The 15,098-nt window shown below is 50.9% G+C and carries 14 protein-coding genes; 8 read left to right on the top strand and 6 right to left on the bottom strand.

What is annotated here, in order from left to right:
• Positions 1 to 293: 293 nt before the first annotated feature.
• On the bottom strand, positions 294 to 1,046 hold the full coding sequence (locus ABA45_RS08440) for an alpha/beta fold hydrolase (protein ID WP_053076148.1): 753 nt from the start codon (positions 1,044 to 1,046) through the stop codon (positions 294 to 296).
• A gap of 153 nt (positions 1,047 to 1,199) precedes the next feature.
• On the opposite strand from ABA45_RS08440, the gene ABA45_RS08445 reads away from it, so the two are divergent.
• Complete coding sequence (locus tag ABA45_RS08445; RefSeq protein ID WP_048385313.1) at positions 1,200 to 2,444, top strand: iron-containing alcohol dehydrogenase; 1,245 nt, start codon at positions 1,200 to 1,202, stop codon at positions 2,442 to 2,444.
• A gap of 272 nt (positions 2,445 to 2,716) precedes the next feature.
• Here ABA45_RS08445 and ABA45_RS08450 read toward each other — a convergent pair whose 3' ends face one another.
• Positions 2,717 to 3,619 carry a phytanoyl-CoA dioxygenase family protein gene (locus tag ABA45_RS08450; protein ID WP_048385315.1) on the bottom strand — a complete coding sequence of 301 codons (903 nt, stop codon included), beginning with the start codon at positions 3,617 to 3,619 and terminating at the stop codon, positions 2,717 to 2,719.
• 282 nt (positions 3,620 to 3,901) lie between these two features.
• On the opposite strand from ABA45_RS08450, the gene ABA45_RS08455 reads away from it, so the two are divergent.
• The 4 genes from ABA45_RS08455 to ABA45_RS08475 all read left to right on the top strand — a co-directional run bounded on the left by ABA45_RS08455 (position 3,902) and on the right by ABA45_RS08475 (position 6,466).
• Positions 3,902 to 4,201: a DUF6166 domain-containing protein gene (locus tag ABA45_RS08455; RefSeq protein ID WP_048385316.1), complete on the top strand. Its 300-nt coding sequence runs from the start codon at positions 3,902 to 3,904 to the stop codon at positions 4,199 to 4,201.
• Between the two features lie 74 nt (positions 4,202 to 4,275).
• Positions 4,276 to 5,088 carry a sterol desaturase family protein gene (locus ABA45_RS08460; protein ID WP_048385317.1) on the top strand — a complete coding sequence of 271 codons (813 nt, stop codon included), beginning with the start codon at positions 4,276 to 4,278 and terminating at the stop codon, positions 5,086 to 5,088.
• Between the two features lie 272 nt (positions 5,089 to 5,360).
• Positions 5,361 to 5,543, top strand: a complete 183-nt coding sequence (locus ABA45_RS08470) for a hypothetical protein (RefSeq protein WP_048385324.1) — start codon at positions 5,361 to 5,363, stop codon at positions 5,541 to 5,543.
• Between the two features lie 242 nt (positions 5,544 to 5,785).
• Positions 5,786 to 6,466, top strand: coding sequence for a GntR family transcriptional regulator (locus ABA45_RS08475; RefSeq protein WP_084708295.1), 681 nt, complete (start codon positions 5,786 to 5,788; stop codon positions 6,464 to 6,466).
• Positions 6,467 to 6,690: 224 nt separating this feature from the next.
• Here ABA45_RS08475 and ABA45_RS08480 read toward each other — a convergent pair whose 3' ends face one another.
• Together ABA45_RS08480 and ABA45_RS08485 are read right to left on the bottom strand one after the other, a co-directional pair.
• Positions 6,691 to 7,506 carry a substrate-binding periplasmic protein gene (locus ABA45_RS08480; protein ID WP_227506170.1) on the bottom strand — a complete coding sequence of 272 codons (816 nt, stop codon included), beginning with the start codon at positions 7,504 to 7,506 and terminating at the stop codon, positions 6,691 to 6,693.
• Entirely contained in the window at positions 7,493 to 8,773 is a 1,281-nt protein-coding gene (locus ABA45_RS08485; RefSeq protein WP_198147090.1) for a diguanylate cyclase, read from the bottom strand. The genes ABA45_RS08480 and ABA45_RS08485 overlap by 14 nt, the downstream gene beginning before the upstream one ends.
• A gap of 489 nt (positions 8,774 to 9,262) precedes the next feature.
• Here ABA45_RS08485 and ABA45_RS08490 point away from each other — a divergent pair, with 489 nt between their 5' ends.
• Together ABA45_RS08490 and ABA45_RS08495 are read left to right on the top strand one after the other, a co-directional pair.
• The gene (locus ABA45_RS08490) at positions 9,263 to 10,741 is read left to right on the top strand and encodes a methyl-accepting chemotaxis protein (RefSeq protein WP_084708297.1); all 1,479 of its coding nucleotides are present in this window, start codon (positions 9,263 to 9,265) and stop codon (positions 10,739 to 10,741) included.
• Positions 10,742 to 10,747: 6 nt separating this feature from the next.
• Complete coding sequence (locus tag ABA45_RS08495) at positions 10,748 to 12,523, top strand: bifunctional diguanylate cyclase/phosphodiesterase (protein WP_048385331.1); 1,776 nt, start codon at positions 10,748 to 10,750, stop codon at positions 12,521 to 12,523.
• A gap of 86 nt (positions 12,524 to 12,609) precedes the next feature.
• Here ABA45_RS08495 and ABA45_RS08500 read toward each other — a convergent pair whose 3' ends face one another.
• The gene (locus ABA45_RS08500; RefSeq protein ID WP_048385332.1) at positions 12,610 to 13,479 is read right to left on the bottom strand and encodes a LysR family transcriptional regulator; all 870 of its coding nucleotides are present in this window, start codon (positions 13,477 to 13,479) and stop codon (positions 12,610 to 12,612) included.
• Between the two features lie 93 nt (positions 13,480 to 13,572).
• Here ABA45_RS08500 and ABA45_RS08505 point away from each other — a divergent pair, with 93 nt between their 5' ends.
• The gene (locus ABA45_RS08505; RefSeq protein ID WP_048385333.1) at positions 13,573 to 14,073 is read left to right on the top strand and encodes a lactoylglutathione lyase family protein; all 501 of its coding nucleotides are present in this window, start codon (positions 13,573 to 13,575) and stop codon (positions 14,071 to 14,073) included.
• Positions 14,074 to 14,135: 62 nt separating this feature from the next.
• Here the strand turns inward: ABA45_RS08505 and ABA45_RS08510 are convergent, their stop codons facing one another.
• Positions 14,136 to 14,825 (bottom strand): haloacid dehalogenase type II, encoded by a 690-nt coding sequence (locus ABA45_RS08510; RefSeq protein WP_048385334.1) that lies wholly within the window; start codon positions 14,823 to 14,825, stop codon positions 14,136 to 14,138.
• Positions 14,826 to 15,098 lie beyond the last annotated feature (273 nt).

Here is a 15,098-nt window from a genome sequence, read left to right on the forward strand (position 1 = left end):
AGAACGTCTGCCGGACTCCCCAGTTCAACGAATGCAATATTGCGTCGCTGGCAAATTGTCGCCCGCAGCCTAAAATCCGTGATAACGACCATTAACCAATAGCATCGAATCTCGATATATACAAAAAATATATCTGTTGCCGTCATTTGGTTTTTTTTCGCTAATACACAGCAATTAGGGCTGGTGGCTACAAACGCGGATGAGGGTTGAACAAGCGGTCATGGCGACAACGCGGGAATAGCGCAAGCACAACGGCTCGCAGGTGGGTCCTTAGACTGGGTGAGTTAAGCGGATTAGGGAAGCCGCGTGACAGAGTCATAAAGATGAACCAAATGCCCCGCCACCCAAGCGGGGTTCTGGGCCAGGATGTTGTGTAAGCCACCATCGAGCAGAACAAGCTCCGCACCCGGTATCGTGTCGGCGATTAGCTGCCCGTGGCCGAGGGGGCATTGGTCATCGGCACTGCCATGTATTACCAGAGTCGGCAATTCAATGCCCGGCAGGACTGAGCGAAAATCAGTGCTAATAACAGACAACCAGGCCCCGGCGGCGGCCACTGGGGAGGCGCTTTCTTTCAGTGCCATACGATTGGCCCGAAGTTCGGCCTCTTTTGCTATCTCTTCGGCATTTTCGCCACTGAACCAATGGCATTTGTTGCCTTGAGAGGTTCCGCTCATCAGTACTAACGCGTTGAGCCGGCTCGGGCCATAGCGCCTCAGGTACGCCAAGCTCACCAGCACCCCCATGCTCCAGCCCACCAGCAAGCATGGTCTTTCCAGCACGTTTAACACGGCCGCCAGGTCGTCTGCGAAACAATCCACTGTGTAGGCCATAGGGTCGGTTGGCGCAACTGAGCCGCCGCGTCCGCGCAGATTGGGAGCGAGGGCGGGAATCCGATTGGGGAGATGCTTGAGTACCTCGTCCCAGGCTCGGGCTGAGCCTTGGATACCGTGCAAAAGAACCATGGGCATGGCGTCTATGTCCGCGTCAGCAGAGCTCAGGCCAGTGAGTTGGCCAGCGGGTCCAGCAATGGGGAAAAAGGTCATGGGCGTTCCTTGAAAGTCAGGCCAAAGATGAAATTTCGGGGCAGGTAAACATTCGTTTTCAGTGGCGCTTTGGAATTGTGTTGACGAAGTTGCGCTCGCTTTAAAATGATAATATTCTTAATACACTACTGATATATCAATGGGGAAGCAAACATGCTTGATCGGCTTTTTTTGTCTGTACCATCTCGGATTATTGGAGGCTGGGGTTCGCGGAAAGAACTGGCTCCGCTGCTGCAGCGAATGGGCCACAAGGCGGCTCTTATTGTCACAGACCGGTTTTTCAGCCAACAGACGGCCCTTGTCAGCGAATTGCAGGCGTCGCTAACAGCTTCGGGCATCGAGAGCCTCGTTTTTGACGGAGGTATTCCGGATCCCACCGTCGAGGTATGCCTCGAAGCGCAGAAGGAGATCGAACAGAAAGGCTGGCGCGAACGCATCGACCATGTAATCGCCCTGGGCGGAGGGAGCAACATTGATTTGGCCAAGGTGCTGTCAATTTTGGTTAAGTATGGTGGAACGCCTCAGGACTACGTTGGCGAAGGTCGCATTCCAGGACAGCCCCTACCTCTAATTGCGATTCCCACAACAGCCGGGACTGGCTCCGAAATCACCGCGGGCGCGATTATTGTGGACAGCGCAAGCGCCACCAAGGTGGCGGTGATGTCTAATGACCTGCGCCCGGCCATAGCGCTCATCGACCCAGAATTGACTCTGAGCTGCCCACCGAACGTCACTGCAGATGCCGGGCTGGATGCCTTGACCCATGCTCTGGAATCCTATCTCACACAGGACTCAACAGAGTTCGACCGAGGCAGTGACCCGGACCCGGTTTACGCGGGTTGTAACGAACTGACGCGGATGTTCGCTGCGGAATCCATACAGCTCTGCTTTGCCCATCTCAATACGGCTTATGTCAGGGGTACGGATCGTCCGGCCCGTGAAGCGATGGCGGCGGCAAGTCTTTACGCGGCGCTGTCTTACGGCAGCGCCGGATTGAACGCAGTGCATGCCCTGGCGTATGCGCTTGCGGGCTTGACTCATGCTTCTCATGGGCGCACAAACGCAGTCTATCTACCCTACGTGTTGGATGCGCTGCGCGACATTCGGCGTGATGACCTCGCACACATAGCGCGCTCCATCGGCGAAACGGCGACAGACCCGGACGAGCTAGCTCGGCGGCTGGTGATCCGCACACGAAATCTGGTAGCCGAGTGTGGGGTTCCGGTTAGTCTGGCTGAGTTTGGCGTCAAGGAATCCCAGCTTCCAGACCTCATCAAAAACGGTTTGGCTGTCACGCGCTTGACCAAAGCCTTTCCCATTCAACCAGCAGAAGTCGTTTATGAGCGCATCGTCAGAAATGCCTTTGCAGGAACGCTGGACGCGGAGCGAAAGATTTAATTTCCGTGTGGAAGCGAGCCTAAAGCGATATTTTATTACACGAGAGGTCTGGCCCCGGTCGCAGTTGCGGTTCCAGAGCTGCGTTAACGAGCCAAAGGACGACAGTCCACTACTCTTGGTACCCTGAGATTCAACAGAGTTATCGAGAGAGCGGGCCGGCCTGTGATCTCCTCATCCTTTGTCCCACATTTTGTTCTTCAGACAATATTCCAGTGGCTGTTGCAACTGAAAATCTTCGAAACCTGCTTCAACAAGCCACCTGCTTCTTTACATCACATCTTGCCGGTAGATCCCGACTTTTGCTGCAGGTCGAAGATCGACGTGTAGCCGCCCGACCAATCTGGTGGCATTTGACAGGGGCGCGGGTCGTGATGAGCCCAGCGTGCCTGTTTTCCACGGAGAATGGCCTGATTGTAATTGGGTGTGGATATCGGGTTGCGAGTGTAGGGAAGGGCATCTGCCGATGACAAGGTTGTTAGGAATAGCGGTCGACCGCTATTGCTCTTGTTTACTGCTGAGCCGTGGATGGTGCGGCAGTTATGAATAGTCACCGAACCTGCCGGCCCCGACAGGTACTGGGCATTTTCGGTGCCCAGTGTAGCCAGATCGGCTTTGTTCAAGTGACCCGTCCAATTCCCATGGTCGTCGTAAAGATCGAACAGAGGGAGCTTGTGGCTGCCAGGAATGACTCCTAACGGGCCCTGCTCAGGTGAGCAATCGTACAAATAGGTGCCTATGGTGAGAGGTGAGTAATTAGTGTGCGGCCAGAATTGGATATCCTGGTGCCACTTAACGTCCATTCCCCCAGAGGGCGCTTTGAAGTTGAGCTTGGTGTGGTGATACATCACATCGGGGCCCAGCAAGTCCGCGGCGATATCGCCCAGGAGCGACTCGGAAACATAACGCCAGTATGTGGCGTGGTGGTCCACCGGGCTGCTCAGGCGCCTCAATCGAGGTTGTTCGCTTGAGTGCCCCTTTTCCAGATCCCATATGGCGTCAGAGAGAGTCATTTGTCGGGTTTGCTCTACCACCTCATCCGTGGCATGGCGCAGCTTTTTTATCCATTCTTCGGGAATAATGCGCTCAAGCAGCAGGTAGCCATTCTCGAAGTAAAACTCTCGTTGTGCCTGTGTCAGTAAGCGTGGCGTTAGAGCCAGAATGTCTTCGGGAGCCATACGCTGTTCTCCTTCTTCTATTTTTATGGATATGAGACGCCGATCTGAATTCACTATGCGCCATGCGCCATGCGCCATGCGTGATCCGAGATTAATATATCAGACTGATGCCTCTTATGTGAAGATTCGTTCCCATCACTTTTCTTAGGGCTTTGAAGCTCTTTCAAAGGCACTACGCAGTAAAAATCAGGTCTACCGAAGCGCGATTTAAAAGGGCTTGCCATGACTTTACTTTTTATCTAATATATCAGTTGAATACAAAATATTGTCTGGGGTGCACGCATGAAGACATATAGAGGTGATCGAACTATTGACGGGCTTGAAGTGACTGTCGATGGAATTTCACTGGACCAGAACTTTGACTTGAAAGTGGTCTCTGAGGATGGTTTTGAGTGGGGATATGAGGGCGCGTCGCCGGCACAGCTCGCCCTGGCCATACTCGCGGACGTAAGGGGAAACGAGCATGCTCTGGCCAACTACGAGCTGTTTATGCGTGAGATTGTGTCTAACTTCAATAATGAGTGGGAGATGACCGCCGCAGATATTGATGAAGCACTTGAAAATATCGGAGCCAGGGCCTGAGTGGCAGGCAGTATACGCAACCGCGAAAAGCCAAGCGGGGCGATCAACGGCAGTACCTTCCAAATGAGGTATAAATGATGGAATTTCCAAATTCACAGATGAAAGATCGACAGCGGAACTATCGTGAGCTTTTTCGGAGCCGCTTGGCAGGTTGGTACAACGGTTGGCTGCACGTTGCCGTCATTTACATAATCGGCTTTACGGCCATCTATATCTATGTTGAAAACCTGAACGCGGTTCAGTGGTGGGAATGGCTAGCCATTCCTGTGGTCCTCCTCATATGTAACATCTTCGAATGGTATCTGCATGCTCAGGTCATGCACCGGCCGCGCCGGTCCCCTGGCCTCAAAGCGGTTTATACCCGACATACGCTGATGCACCACCAATTCTTTACGGAACACGAAATGCGGTTTTCCGATCATCGTGATTGGCGGGTGACGTTCTTTCCACCCTTCGCTTTGATCATCTTTATTCTAATCTCTATTCCCGGTGCCTTAATCGCGGCTTGGATACTGACACCGAACGTGGGGTGGCTCGTCATGGTGAGTACAACGAGCATGTATTTGTTGTATGAGTTCATGCACTTTTGCTGTCACGTGGAGGAGAACTGGTTCGTGCGTAATACGCCGTTTGTCAACACGATTCGCCGCCATCATACGGCACATCATGACCAGTCCATTATGATGGAACGCAACATGAACCTGACCTTTCCGATTGGGGACTGGCTGTTCGGGACGTCTGACCTTGACAGGGGGCTGCTGGGCCACCTTTTTAACGGCTATAGCACAAAATACGTTAAACAGAACATGCGCAAGACCTCGCGCACACCTCGGGGCAATCGCGCTGCGGCGGCGAAGGGCGGCTCTGCAGATGTCCAGACAATGTGAGCCTCGTTTGAACTGGAAGGGCAAGAGCTGCTTCTGTTACACCTACCAAGTCGCTTACAAAGTTGACTTGGTAGGTGACGCAATTTTAAAGGAGTGCCAGAGGCGGGTATTGGCCAGGAACAAGGCACCCTATCTGCTGATGGGTCTTTATGCTCTGCCTACCTTCAGTGTGAGTGCCGCTTTGGTGGCGTTTGCAGGGTCGCCCAAATCGTGGGTTTTTAGAACCGAAGCGTCTTTTGGCTTTCCTTTTACTTCTATGAAGGAGAAGAACTATGCCTAACCGTATGAAGGCTATCCTCACCGTTCTGGTGATCATTGTCGCAGTCGTTTTTCATATCTATCAAGCGTCTGCAGCTCAGGAAGTGACACAATGGCTAGTACTGGGGCTGGGCGCTTTTATGATCGCAACCCTGTGGTTATTTCCAGAGGCGGGAAATAAAGACAGTAAGCGCTAATGTCAATTGTGTTCAGTTCGATCACCTGCCAAGCCCCAGAGCAAAGAGCAGGCCGTTAAAAGTCACTGAAGCAATCGCACGGGGTACCAGGATCGCAGTTAACGTCTGGGCGATCTACAATGGTGTCCTCTGACGTACCGCTAATTTCATGTCGACGAAATATATGTCAGTGTCGGCGGTGGCAATGTAAAACGAGCTATGTCGCCCACTGCACTGCGCCACATTCTTTTGGAGGGAACTAGGTGCTAGAAAAGACGTTACACACGCCTGTGAGGACCACAGCAAGAAAGCATACTGGTACACTGACCGAGCAAGCTTATAAGGAAATGGAAGAGTTGATTGTGACCCTGCAACTCTCGCCTGGTGAAGTGCTGTCAGAAGCCTCGTTGACCGAACTGCTTGGCATTGGGCGTACACCCATTCGTGAGGCACTCCAGCGGCTTGCTCTCGAAGGTCTGGTGGTCATTCTGCCCCGGCGCGGTATTTTTGTCTCAGAAGTCAATGTCCGAAGCCAACTTGAACTGCTGCGTGTGCGTCGGGAAGTCGAGCGGCTCATGGTTAGGTTAGCGGCAGGTCGCGCCACTGCACTGGAGCACGAGCAATTCATAGAGATAGCCGATGCTATGGTAAAGACCTCCTATAGCAACGACGACGCGGAGTTTATGCGTCTCGACCAAGAATTCAATTCCCTCATTTCCAGTACCTGTCGTAACGACTACGCCCGGAAAACAATGGGGCTACTGCAAGGGCTCGCCCGGCGGTTCTGGTATCAACATTATAAAGAGGCTCTCGATCTGCCGCTGTGCGCGAGTCTGCATGCCAATCTTGCCCGCGCGATCGGTCGCGGCGATGGTGATGGCGCCGCCGAGGCCTCGGACAAACTCATTGACTATATTGAGCAGTTTGCACGAGCCACGGTGTAGCTAACCTTAAACCGCGAACTTCACTACATTCACCCTCCAGCCTGACAGGCAGTTCAGCAATACGGATCATTTGTAATGAGCACGCCCGAGGAAATTGAGCGGGCATTGGAAGACTTTGATGGCCCGCCGTTTCTAAACCGATTAACGTCCGAAAGAAAATCAGGGCAGTAAAAAGACTTGGGATTGGATGCAGGGTCGCAACCGGTCATAGCGTCCGAGTCGCGCTAATCTTCGAATGTCACGTTATACTTCTGAAGCAGCATTTTTACTCTTTCGCCCTTCATCGATCGGCGTCCCTCATTCCAGATTTTTATGAGCTTCTGTCTTTTTGAGGCTGGCATTTGTCTTGAAAAGATTGGAATTTCAATCAGTTTCTTTTCGAAACCGGGGCGCACAATCTTAAGCTCATCATTCAGGTTCAGCCGATTTAAAGCATACTGAAGGACAAGGTCGTTATCTGCGTATAAGTCCACTCTGTTTTCTTTGATCATGTGAAAGACTCGATCAACCACATCATCGTAACCCGCAATTACCTCAACGAAGTTCAAGTTTTTTGGGTCATCGATATAGTTTTGATAGTCAGCACTGATTGAGCTGTAGTCCCAGCCTGGCCCAGTTGCGATGCGCTTGTCTTTTATGGACTCAATCCCATTGTAGCGCCACGAATCATCGCGTCTGATCACAAAGGCTGTTGTGTACGCAAACGTTTCTTCACTAGCATACACGAAGTAATGTTCTGAACTTTTTGAAAACAGGTACTCTGGCAACATATCGCAAAAACCCTCTGCCACCATATCCAGCCCCCTTGCCAGAGGAACTTCATAATATTCAAGGCTATAGCCTTTTTCTGTATATATTTGCTCTAGCATATCTATTACAACACCACGGTCAGAAGATTCTTCTGACGGAAATATTGTCATTGGAGCCCATTTGTCATAGCAAACTTTTAGTGTTTCAGCTTGACTAGAATTGGCCGCACTGGTTCCTGCTAACAACAACACTAGGAATAAATAACGGTGCATTTTTTCACTTTTCAACACGGTCACGGCCTTTATTTTTCGCACCATAAAGTTTCGTATCGGCGCGTTTGAATAATTCGTCAATTGAATGGTCTTCTGGTCCGGATGACTCAACGCCGAGGCTTACAGTGTAATTAACTGTTTTACCGTCAATTTCCAAAGTTGAATTACTGATAGCTGTTCGCATTTTATCAGCAAGTTGGAACGCGCCATCGATTCCCGTATCTGGAAGAAAGATTGCAAACTCTTCTCCGCCGAGTCTCCCGATAAGGTCCGAGTTTCTCAAAAAATCATAAATTGTTTGTGCGAAATGAATGAGTACTTTGTCACCGATAAAATGACCGTACGTATCGTTAATGACTTTAAAATGATCTAAATCCATCAATATAAAGGATGCGGGCGACGTTTGGCGCTGAGAAAGAACGAGCAGATGTTGCGCAGTTTCAAAGAAACTTCCCCGGTTTAATGTGCCTGTCAAAGAATCCCTTCTAGCTAGATTCTCAAGTTTCTTGTTTAGTATCTGTAGTTCTTTTGTGCGCTTCGCAACGGCATTTTCTAGCCAGTTTCGCTTGGCTTGCTCGTCTTCTAATAGTCGTTCCCGATCCCGTTCCATGACAGATAGCATGTTATTTATATGGTTTTGTAGCTGACCGAGTTCGTTATTTTCGATATTTGACAGGTGAATTCGTTTATTCACGTTTTGTTTCAGTTGCACTTCATCCACTTGCGACATCAATTCTTTTAAGGGGATGGCCAGATAGCGATCTACAGCCCACACAAACAGCCAAAACAAAAAAGATAACTTTATGATCGCCGTAATTGCAATCAAAGAAAAACCGAACAAAACTCGATCTAAAACGACTTGTGACGATGAATAAAGTGTAAGCGACCCAAGAAATATCTCTTCCTCGTTAAGCGACCAATACAAGTCTGATTTTGTATCGAAAACTGACAGGGGGGCGGTGGCAGGAGTGTAGGATCTTTTGGAAAGCATATTCTTTGCGTACTTATCTAAAATATCGACACCCTCAATGACTGGCATTTTGACCAGACCGACGACGAGTGCATCCAGTTGATTCTGATTGTATTGCCACAGACTCGTAGCAATAGGACCGCGGACGGTATCTTCCAACTGCTTCAATTCATTTATTATTGAATCTTGCGTTTTTAAATATTCAGTCAAGAACTGCATGCCTGTGATGAGGCAAGCGACGCCAAAATAGATGGAAAAAATAATGCGCATCAATTTTTGGGATAAATTTTTTGGACGAAGAAAACGTGCAAACACTAAATTACCCCTTCCCAAAAAATGGCACATAATTTTTAACCGTAGGTGAGTCTGACACTTAATGAAATAGACTTCAGAATCTTCTAAACAACGGATAATTTTGCCGAGAACTCCTTCTTTGGTAGGAACTCATCGTGGGAGCAATCTGTATCGAGGTTGAACCTTGATCTGAAGCGGGCCGCTACCAAAAAAACGACGAACGTGCCCTTCAACAGTTCCTTTGAATTGTGCATACAACGTATTGAAAAAATTCGAGTATATTTAAAAATTCTTCTGGCCGGCTAACCATTGAAACAAAATTGTCATAATTTTGACTTATGCTCACCGTGAACGTTTCGAGAGGTAGTTCACGTTATGCGTCTTACCGTCCATCAGCGCTTAATAATGTTTTCTGGGTTTTGTTTAATAGCTCTTACCGGTCTGACATGGCTTTCTACGTCAGTGGTGCGGGAGGCTGAGGAGGCAACGGATCGATTGGTACGAGAGCAGATGTCGGATGTCTGGCTGCTTACGGATCTGGATCGCAGCCATCGCCAACTTAAGGACTTGTCCTACAAAATTAAAGCTCAGCTGCTGCTTTGGGATGAGATCGATGCGCAGTTTGAAGAAACCTCGGCGGCGATCAACGCGCAATGGCAGTCAGCTCTCGGCAATCCGCGCCTGCAAGGCTGGGCTGAGGAGAACATGGAGGCCCACCAGGCCGTTTTGAACCTGCTTGGGGCTCTGAAAGAACCTATCGATGAAGCCAGTTATTATTCGGCCGGTAAAGTGGTGGACTTTCAGCTTTATCAAGCCCTTGATCCTATGCTTGAAGACATCGATGCCCGGCGCTTGGTTGGCCGCCAACAGGCGGAAGCTGGGTCTGCCGCGCTGGTCGAATTCCTCGAACAGCAACAACACTTGTTGGTTTGGGGATCCCTTTTTGTCTTGTTTGGCATCCTGCTATTAACCTACTGGCTTCGCCGCACAGTAACCACGAGGCTTCAGTTGATCGCGGAACGCCTCCGGTCCATGGAAGCCGCTTCAGACCTTTCCACACCGCTGCCGATTTCAGGACGTGATGAAGTAACGGCTGTGGCGTTAGCAATCAACGGTCTGATTGAAAAATTCAAACTGTTCGTGGGGGATGTCACAGACGCTGCAGCTGCCTTGCAGCAGCGTTCAGCCAATCTGGATGAGCAGGCCGATGCGGTTCAGGCTTCGTCGTTACACAACACTCGCCAGATTCACGATGTGGTTTCATCAATGAACGCCATTACCAAGAGCGCAAGCCAGATTGAACAATCAGCGCAGCATTCCCGAACGCAGGTCACTGGTGCTGTGGCAGGCAACGATAATGTTCAGAACCAGCTGCGCGAGAGTGAGCGTGCCGCTGAACATGCGATTGAGGTCATTAATCGCGTGGCAGGAGCGATTGAGGTCCTTCACGGTTCCAGTAAAAAAATCGAACAGGTGATTGGCGTGATTGCGGACATCGCTGAGCAGACCAACCTGCTGGCCCTGAACGCAGCGATTGAGGCGGCCCGCGCCGGAGAGCAGGGCCGGGGTTTCGCCGTTGTGGCCGATGAAGTACGAAGCCTGTCCCGTCGCACGGGTGAATCCACCCATCAGGTGCGTCAGTGGGTTAGCGAGCTTGTCACCCAGGTTAATCGCGCCAACGGCTTACTGGATGAGACCCGGGCAGCCGGTGACACTAACCGGGAGACGTTGGGAACACTCAAGACCCACCTGGCAGCACTTAAACAAACCTTTGACGATCTCAGCCATTTTACCACTGAGGTAGACGAGGCAGTGCACGTTCAAAGGGACGAGATTGGTCGGGTGGGGCGGCGCGCGGATGCGCTGGGAGAAAGCTCTCAGGGTCTGGAGCAGCATATCAGTCACACTAAAACGGTGAGCGATCAGTTGCGTGGGCAGTCAGAATCGCTGCGAGCCCTGATTTCTCGTTTCCAGATTCAGGGGGTATAACACAGAATGACAGCCTGTGATCAAGCGAGAGAGCTACAGCGCATTATTGATCAGCAGCTTATTTCAACAATGTTTCAGCCCATTGTTGACTGCCAGAAAGGAACTGTTCTTGGCTATGAGGTGCTCAGCCGGGGACCTTCGGACAGCCCGTTGCACGGGGCTCCTGCATTGTTTCAGGCAGGAGAGCAATGCAAACAGGTGATCAGCCTGGAGCAGGCGTGTCTGCTGGAAGCCGGGCAAAGCTGCATTCGCCACGGAGTCAGCCATTTGGTTTTCGTGAATGTTTCACCGGGGCTGCTGTTACCGAAAGCGTTTGCGGAGGATCGCTTACAGTCTTTGTTGGCGACCAACGGCCTCAAGCCGGAAAACGTCGTTATTGAATTATCCGAGCGTTATCCGGCAGATAACCCGGAGGCGCTAAAGGCTCGATTGACTGCGTTGAAGAAACGTGGTTTCCGGATTGCGATAGACGACCTGGGAACGGGTTACTCCGGGTTAAAACTCTGGTCTGAAATTCAGCCGGATTTTGTCAAAATTGACCGGCATTTTATTCGTGATGTTGATCGAGACCTGGTAAAAAAAGAATTCGTTCGGTCTGTTATTAACCTCTGTGAGCGGCTGGGGTGCCGGCTTATTGCAGAAGGCGTTGAGACGGTTGCTGAGCTGACGCTGCTGCGCTCAATGGGAATCCATCTGATTCAGGGCTTTCTGCTGGGTCGCCCCAATCCGTTTCCTACCGCCGAATTGTCAGCGCTGGACAATCCGGATCCCATCGGCGGGGGGCAGGCGACCTCCGATGCGGGATATCTAGGGCGCTACATCGTGCCGCTTGCTCCAACGGCGTCACTGGGCGAGGCCTGGCAGGTCCTGCAATCTTCGCCCTCAATTTTTGCGTTGCCCGTGGTGGATAATGATCGGCCTCTCGGTCTGCTACATAAATGGCGCGTGATGGAAGTTTTCAGCTCTACCTATGGTCGTGCACTCAATGAGACAAAGCCGGTGTCTAGTTTAACAGCCTACGATGCGCTTGTTGTCGAACACGACGAATCTCTGGAAGCGGTCAGTCAGTCGCTTTTAGAGGACGACCTTCATTACCTCAAACAGCACTTCATTGTGACTAGGAATGGCCATTACATAGGGCTGGGTTCAACCCGGTCTCTGCTTCGCATGATGACCCGGAGCCGGGTGGAGCAGGCGAGACACGCCAATCCCCTTACTCAGTTGCCGGGAAATGTTCTGATTCAGCAGGAAGCCGTTCACCGGCTTCAGCAAAACAATCCGTTCACCTGCATTTATTTCGATATTGACCACTTCAAGCCCTTTAACGATCTGTTGGGCTATAGCAAAGGTGATGAGGTCATCTTGTCGTTGGCACGACAACTGTGCACGGTTTTTAATGGGGATAGTGAGTGGGTTGGCCACATTGGCGGGGATGATTTTGTGGTGTTCAGCGACCGGCTTGAAATCCGAAAACGCTGCGAAGAAGTGCAACAGCTTTTTGCCTTAGAAGCGGCGACGCGGTATCCGGAAGCGATACGTCAGGCGGGCTTCATAACGGGTGAAGATCGTGATGGCCTGCCAAGGCAGTTCCCCCTCGTGGCTCTCTCGGCAGGAATCGTTGTTGCAGATAGCCGGGCATTTGGTTCTGCAGCAGATCTGGCAGCGACGGCAGCGGTTGCGAAGTCCAAGGCCAAGAAGGCAGTGAGCGGGATCCAGATTGTGAGTAATATTGCGGCTCTAAACGAGATGTCTGATGATCATAAAACGACTCTTTTAGCCTGATGCAGTATCAAAAAAGACACAGAACACGTTGAATGATGTCCAGCGCTTGATCGCTCGGTTGGTTAGGCTGAACGACCTCTCTGAACTCACAGCCATTTGCGTGCTTCTGTGATCACTGTGTTCATCCTGTTGTGCATCGGTATCTCACGCCTTAGCGCAAGGTAAAGGGTTTCGCTAACCGGATTGGGAAGCTGGTGAGTTCTGACAAGCTGACGCTCCTGGAAGGCCTCAACCGCATGAGCCGGCAATACGGTAAAGCCCAAACCCAAGCTCACGGGCTCCAGAATCAGGCCGATCTGATTTGAGAACCCCTTTTTTTCAAATAAATTGCTGTGTTGAAACTCGGGGTAATTAGCCCCTAGCAGCATTTCAGCATGATGAGCGCCATCCGGATGATCTATAAACCCGAGTTCCATTAACACTTCCCAGTTCGGCTTTGAAATGCGGGCAGGCGTTACCAGCAACAGTGATTCCGTCGCAATCGGCTGGCAGCTCACTTCTGCCAGAGCCGACGTGCTGGTCATAAAACCAATGTCGACGGCGTAGTCAGCGATCGCATTTTCGACATCGGCGTTCGGTGCAAACCGGTAGTCAATAACAAGCTTTGGGTGTTGGTGCTGCAAGGCAAGAAGGTGACGATAGAGTTTTAAACCCACGCTCCCGGGGGACATCACCCGAACCAAGCCTTCATACGCCGGATCTTCACGTATGCGCAGCTCCAGGCTTGATAGGGCCATGATGATATTTTTTGCCTCCGAATAAAGCCGTTCGCCGGCATCCGTCAGTGCAAACCGCTTGCCTTGTCGAACGAGCAGCGCTAGTCCAAGTTGCTCCTCCAGTTTTCGTACCTGTTGACTAACCCCTGATTGCGTCATGTGCAGGCGTTCGGCCGTACGTGTGAAATGGCCAACTTCAACAAGGGTGCAAAAACTGCGTAACCATGTGGTGTTAATCATTACAATCCGTTTTCATAATCATCATGAATGATAATTTCACGTAATCAAAAAAAGATTGTAGCCTTTCTCCACGTTAAAAAAGGAGGAAAAGCCATGAGTAATGTGTATCCCAGAAATTTTTCGCACATCGGTATTTCGGTTCCCGACCTTGAAGGTGCGGTCAAATTTTATACCGAGGTTATGGGTTGGTATCTCATCATGGAGCCGACTGAAATCGTTGAAGATGACAGTGCGATCGGCGAAATGTGCACCGAGGTGTTTGGCAAGGGCTGGGGAAGTTTCCGTATCGCCCACATGTCCACCGGTGACCGGATCGGCGTGGAAGTGTTCCAGTTCAAAAATCAGGTGAACCCGGAGAATAACTTTGAGTACTGGAAAACCGGCATTTTTCACTTCTGCGTGCAAGATCCAAATCTTGAAGAGTTGGCTGATCGCATTGTCGATGCTGGTGGTAAAAAGCGCATGAAAGAGCCGCGCTACTACTATCCCGGTGAGAAGCCGTATCGCATGATTTATATGGAAGACCCGTTTGGAAACATTGTGGAAATCTACAGCCACAGCTACGAGCTGATCTACAGCGACGGCGCCTACTGACGCGTTCCGATTGAAACGGCCCGACTGGCTTTAGGGCGACAGTCGGACGTTTCTACAACGTGTTACCGGCAGCCAATAATCTGATCGACGAGGTCGGTTAGTTCGGCTGCAACCAGGTCTGGAAGGGGTACGCCAGGGGCCGTGAGAATTGCGTTGTTGGGGCGGGTGACAAATGCACCGCGGCAACCGGCGGCCTGAGCGCCTATGGTGTCCCAAAGGTGACAGGCGACCAGGCACAAGTCTGATGTCTCGACAGACAACGCCTTCGCGACCAGGCGATAGGTTTCAGGGGCGGGTTTGAATTTACCGGTCTCCTCGATGCTGAAGGTTCGCTCAAAAAAGTGATTCAACCCCGCCTTTTCCAACGGGGTGGGTGAAGCGCCGCTGGCCGAGTTGGTCAGGGTTACCAATCTGAAACCTGCATCGATCAACCGCGTAAGAGCTGGAATAGCGTCCGGATGCGCCGGCATTGTACTCATCCGCTTTTTCAACTCCGCGATATCGTCATCCCCAATGTCCACCTTGTGAATGTCGGCGGTCATCCGCAGTGCGCCCACGCCAAGCTCCCCAAAGGGTGTATAAAGACCGGACAATGTCATTGTCTGTGAATACAGAACCAATGCTGAAAACCATTCCCTTAACACTTGACGGTCGCCAAATACGCGATTGAATAAAGGCTCCAGGGTTGTTATGTCGAGAAGTGTTTCATTCACATCAAACACGATAATGGATGGGGGTTTTGGGTCAGACATGAGCACCCTTTTTGGTTACAGGAAATGTGTGTGCACCGAGACCACTGAGTCTGACTGAGTCTGACGGATTATAAAATACCGCATTTCTTAGAATGCGTTCTGCTAGTGAGCTTGAGAATCAATGTGACGCGAAACTGTGCCAATGATATGGCTTGATCACATACGCGAAACTTTGCGATTTCGGAGTACGCAGCTAAAGTGAGGAATGAACCTTGTGGATGATAAGGCGTCACTTTTCAGTTTGTAAAGTGGTAGGCTGATAACAGGATTTGA

It is taken from the genome of Marinobacter psychrophilus, assembly GCF_001043175.1.
In the GTDB taxonomy this organism is placed as follows: domain Bacteria; phylum Pseudomonadota; class Gammaproteobacteria; order Pseudomonadales; family Oleiphilaceae; genus Marinobacter; species Marinobacter psychrophilus.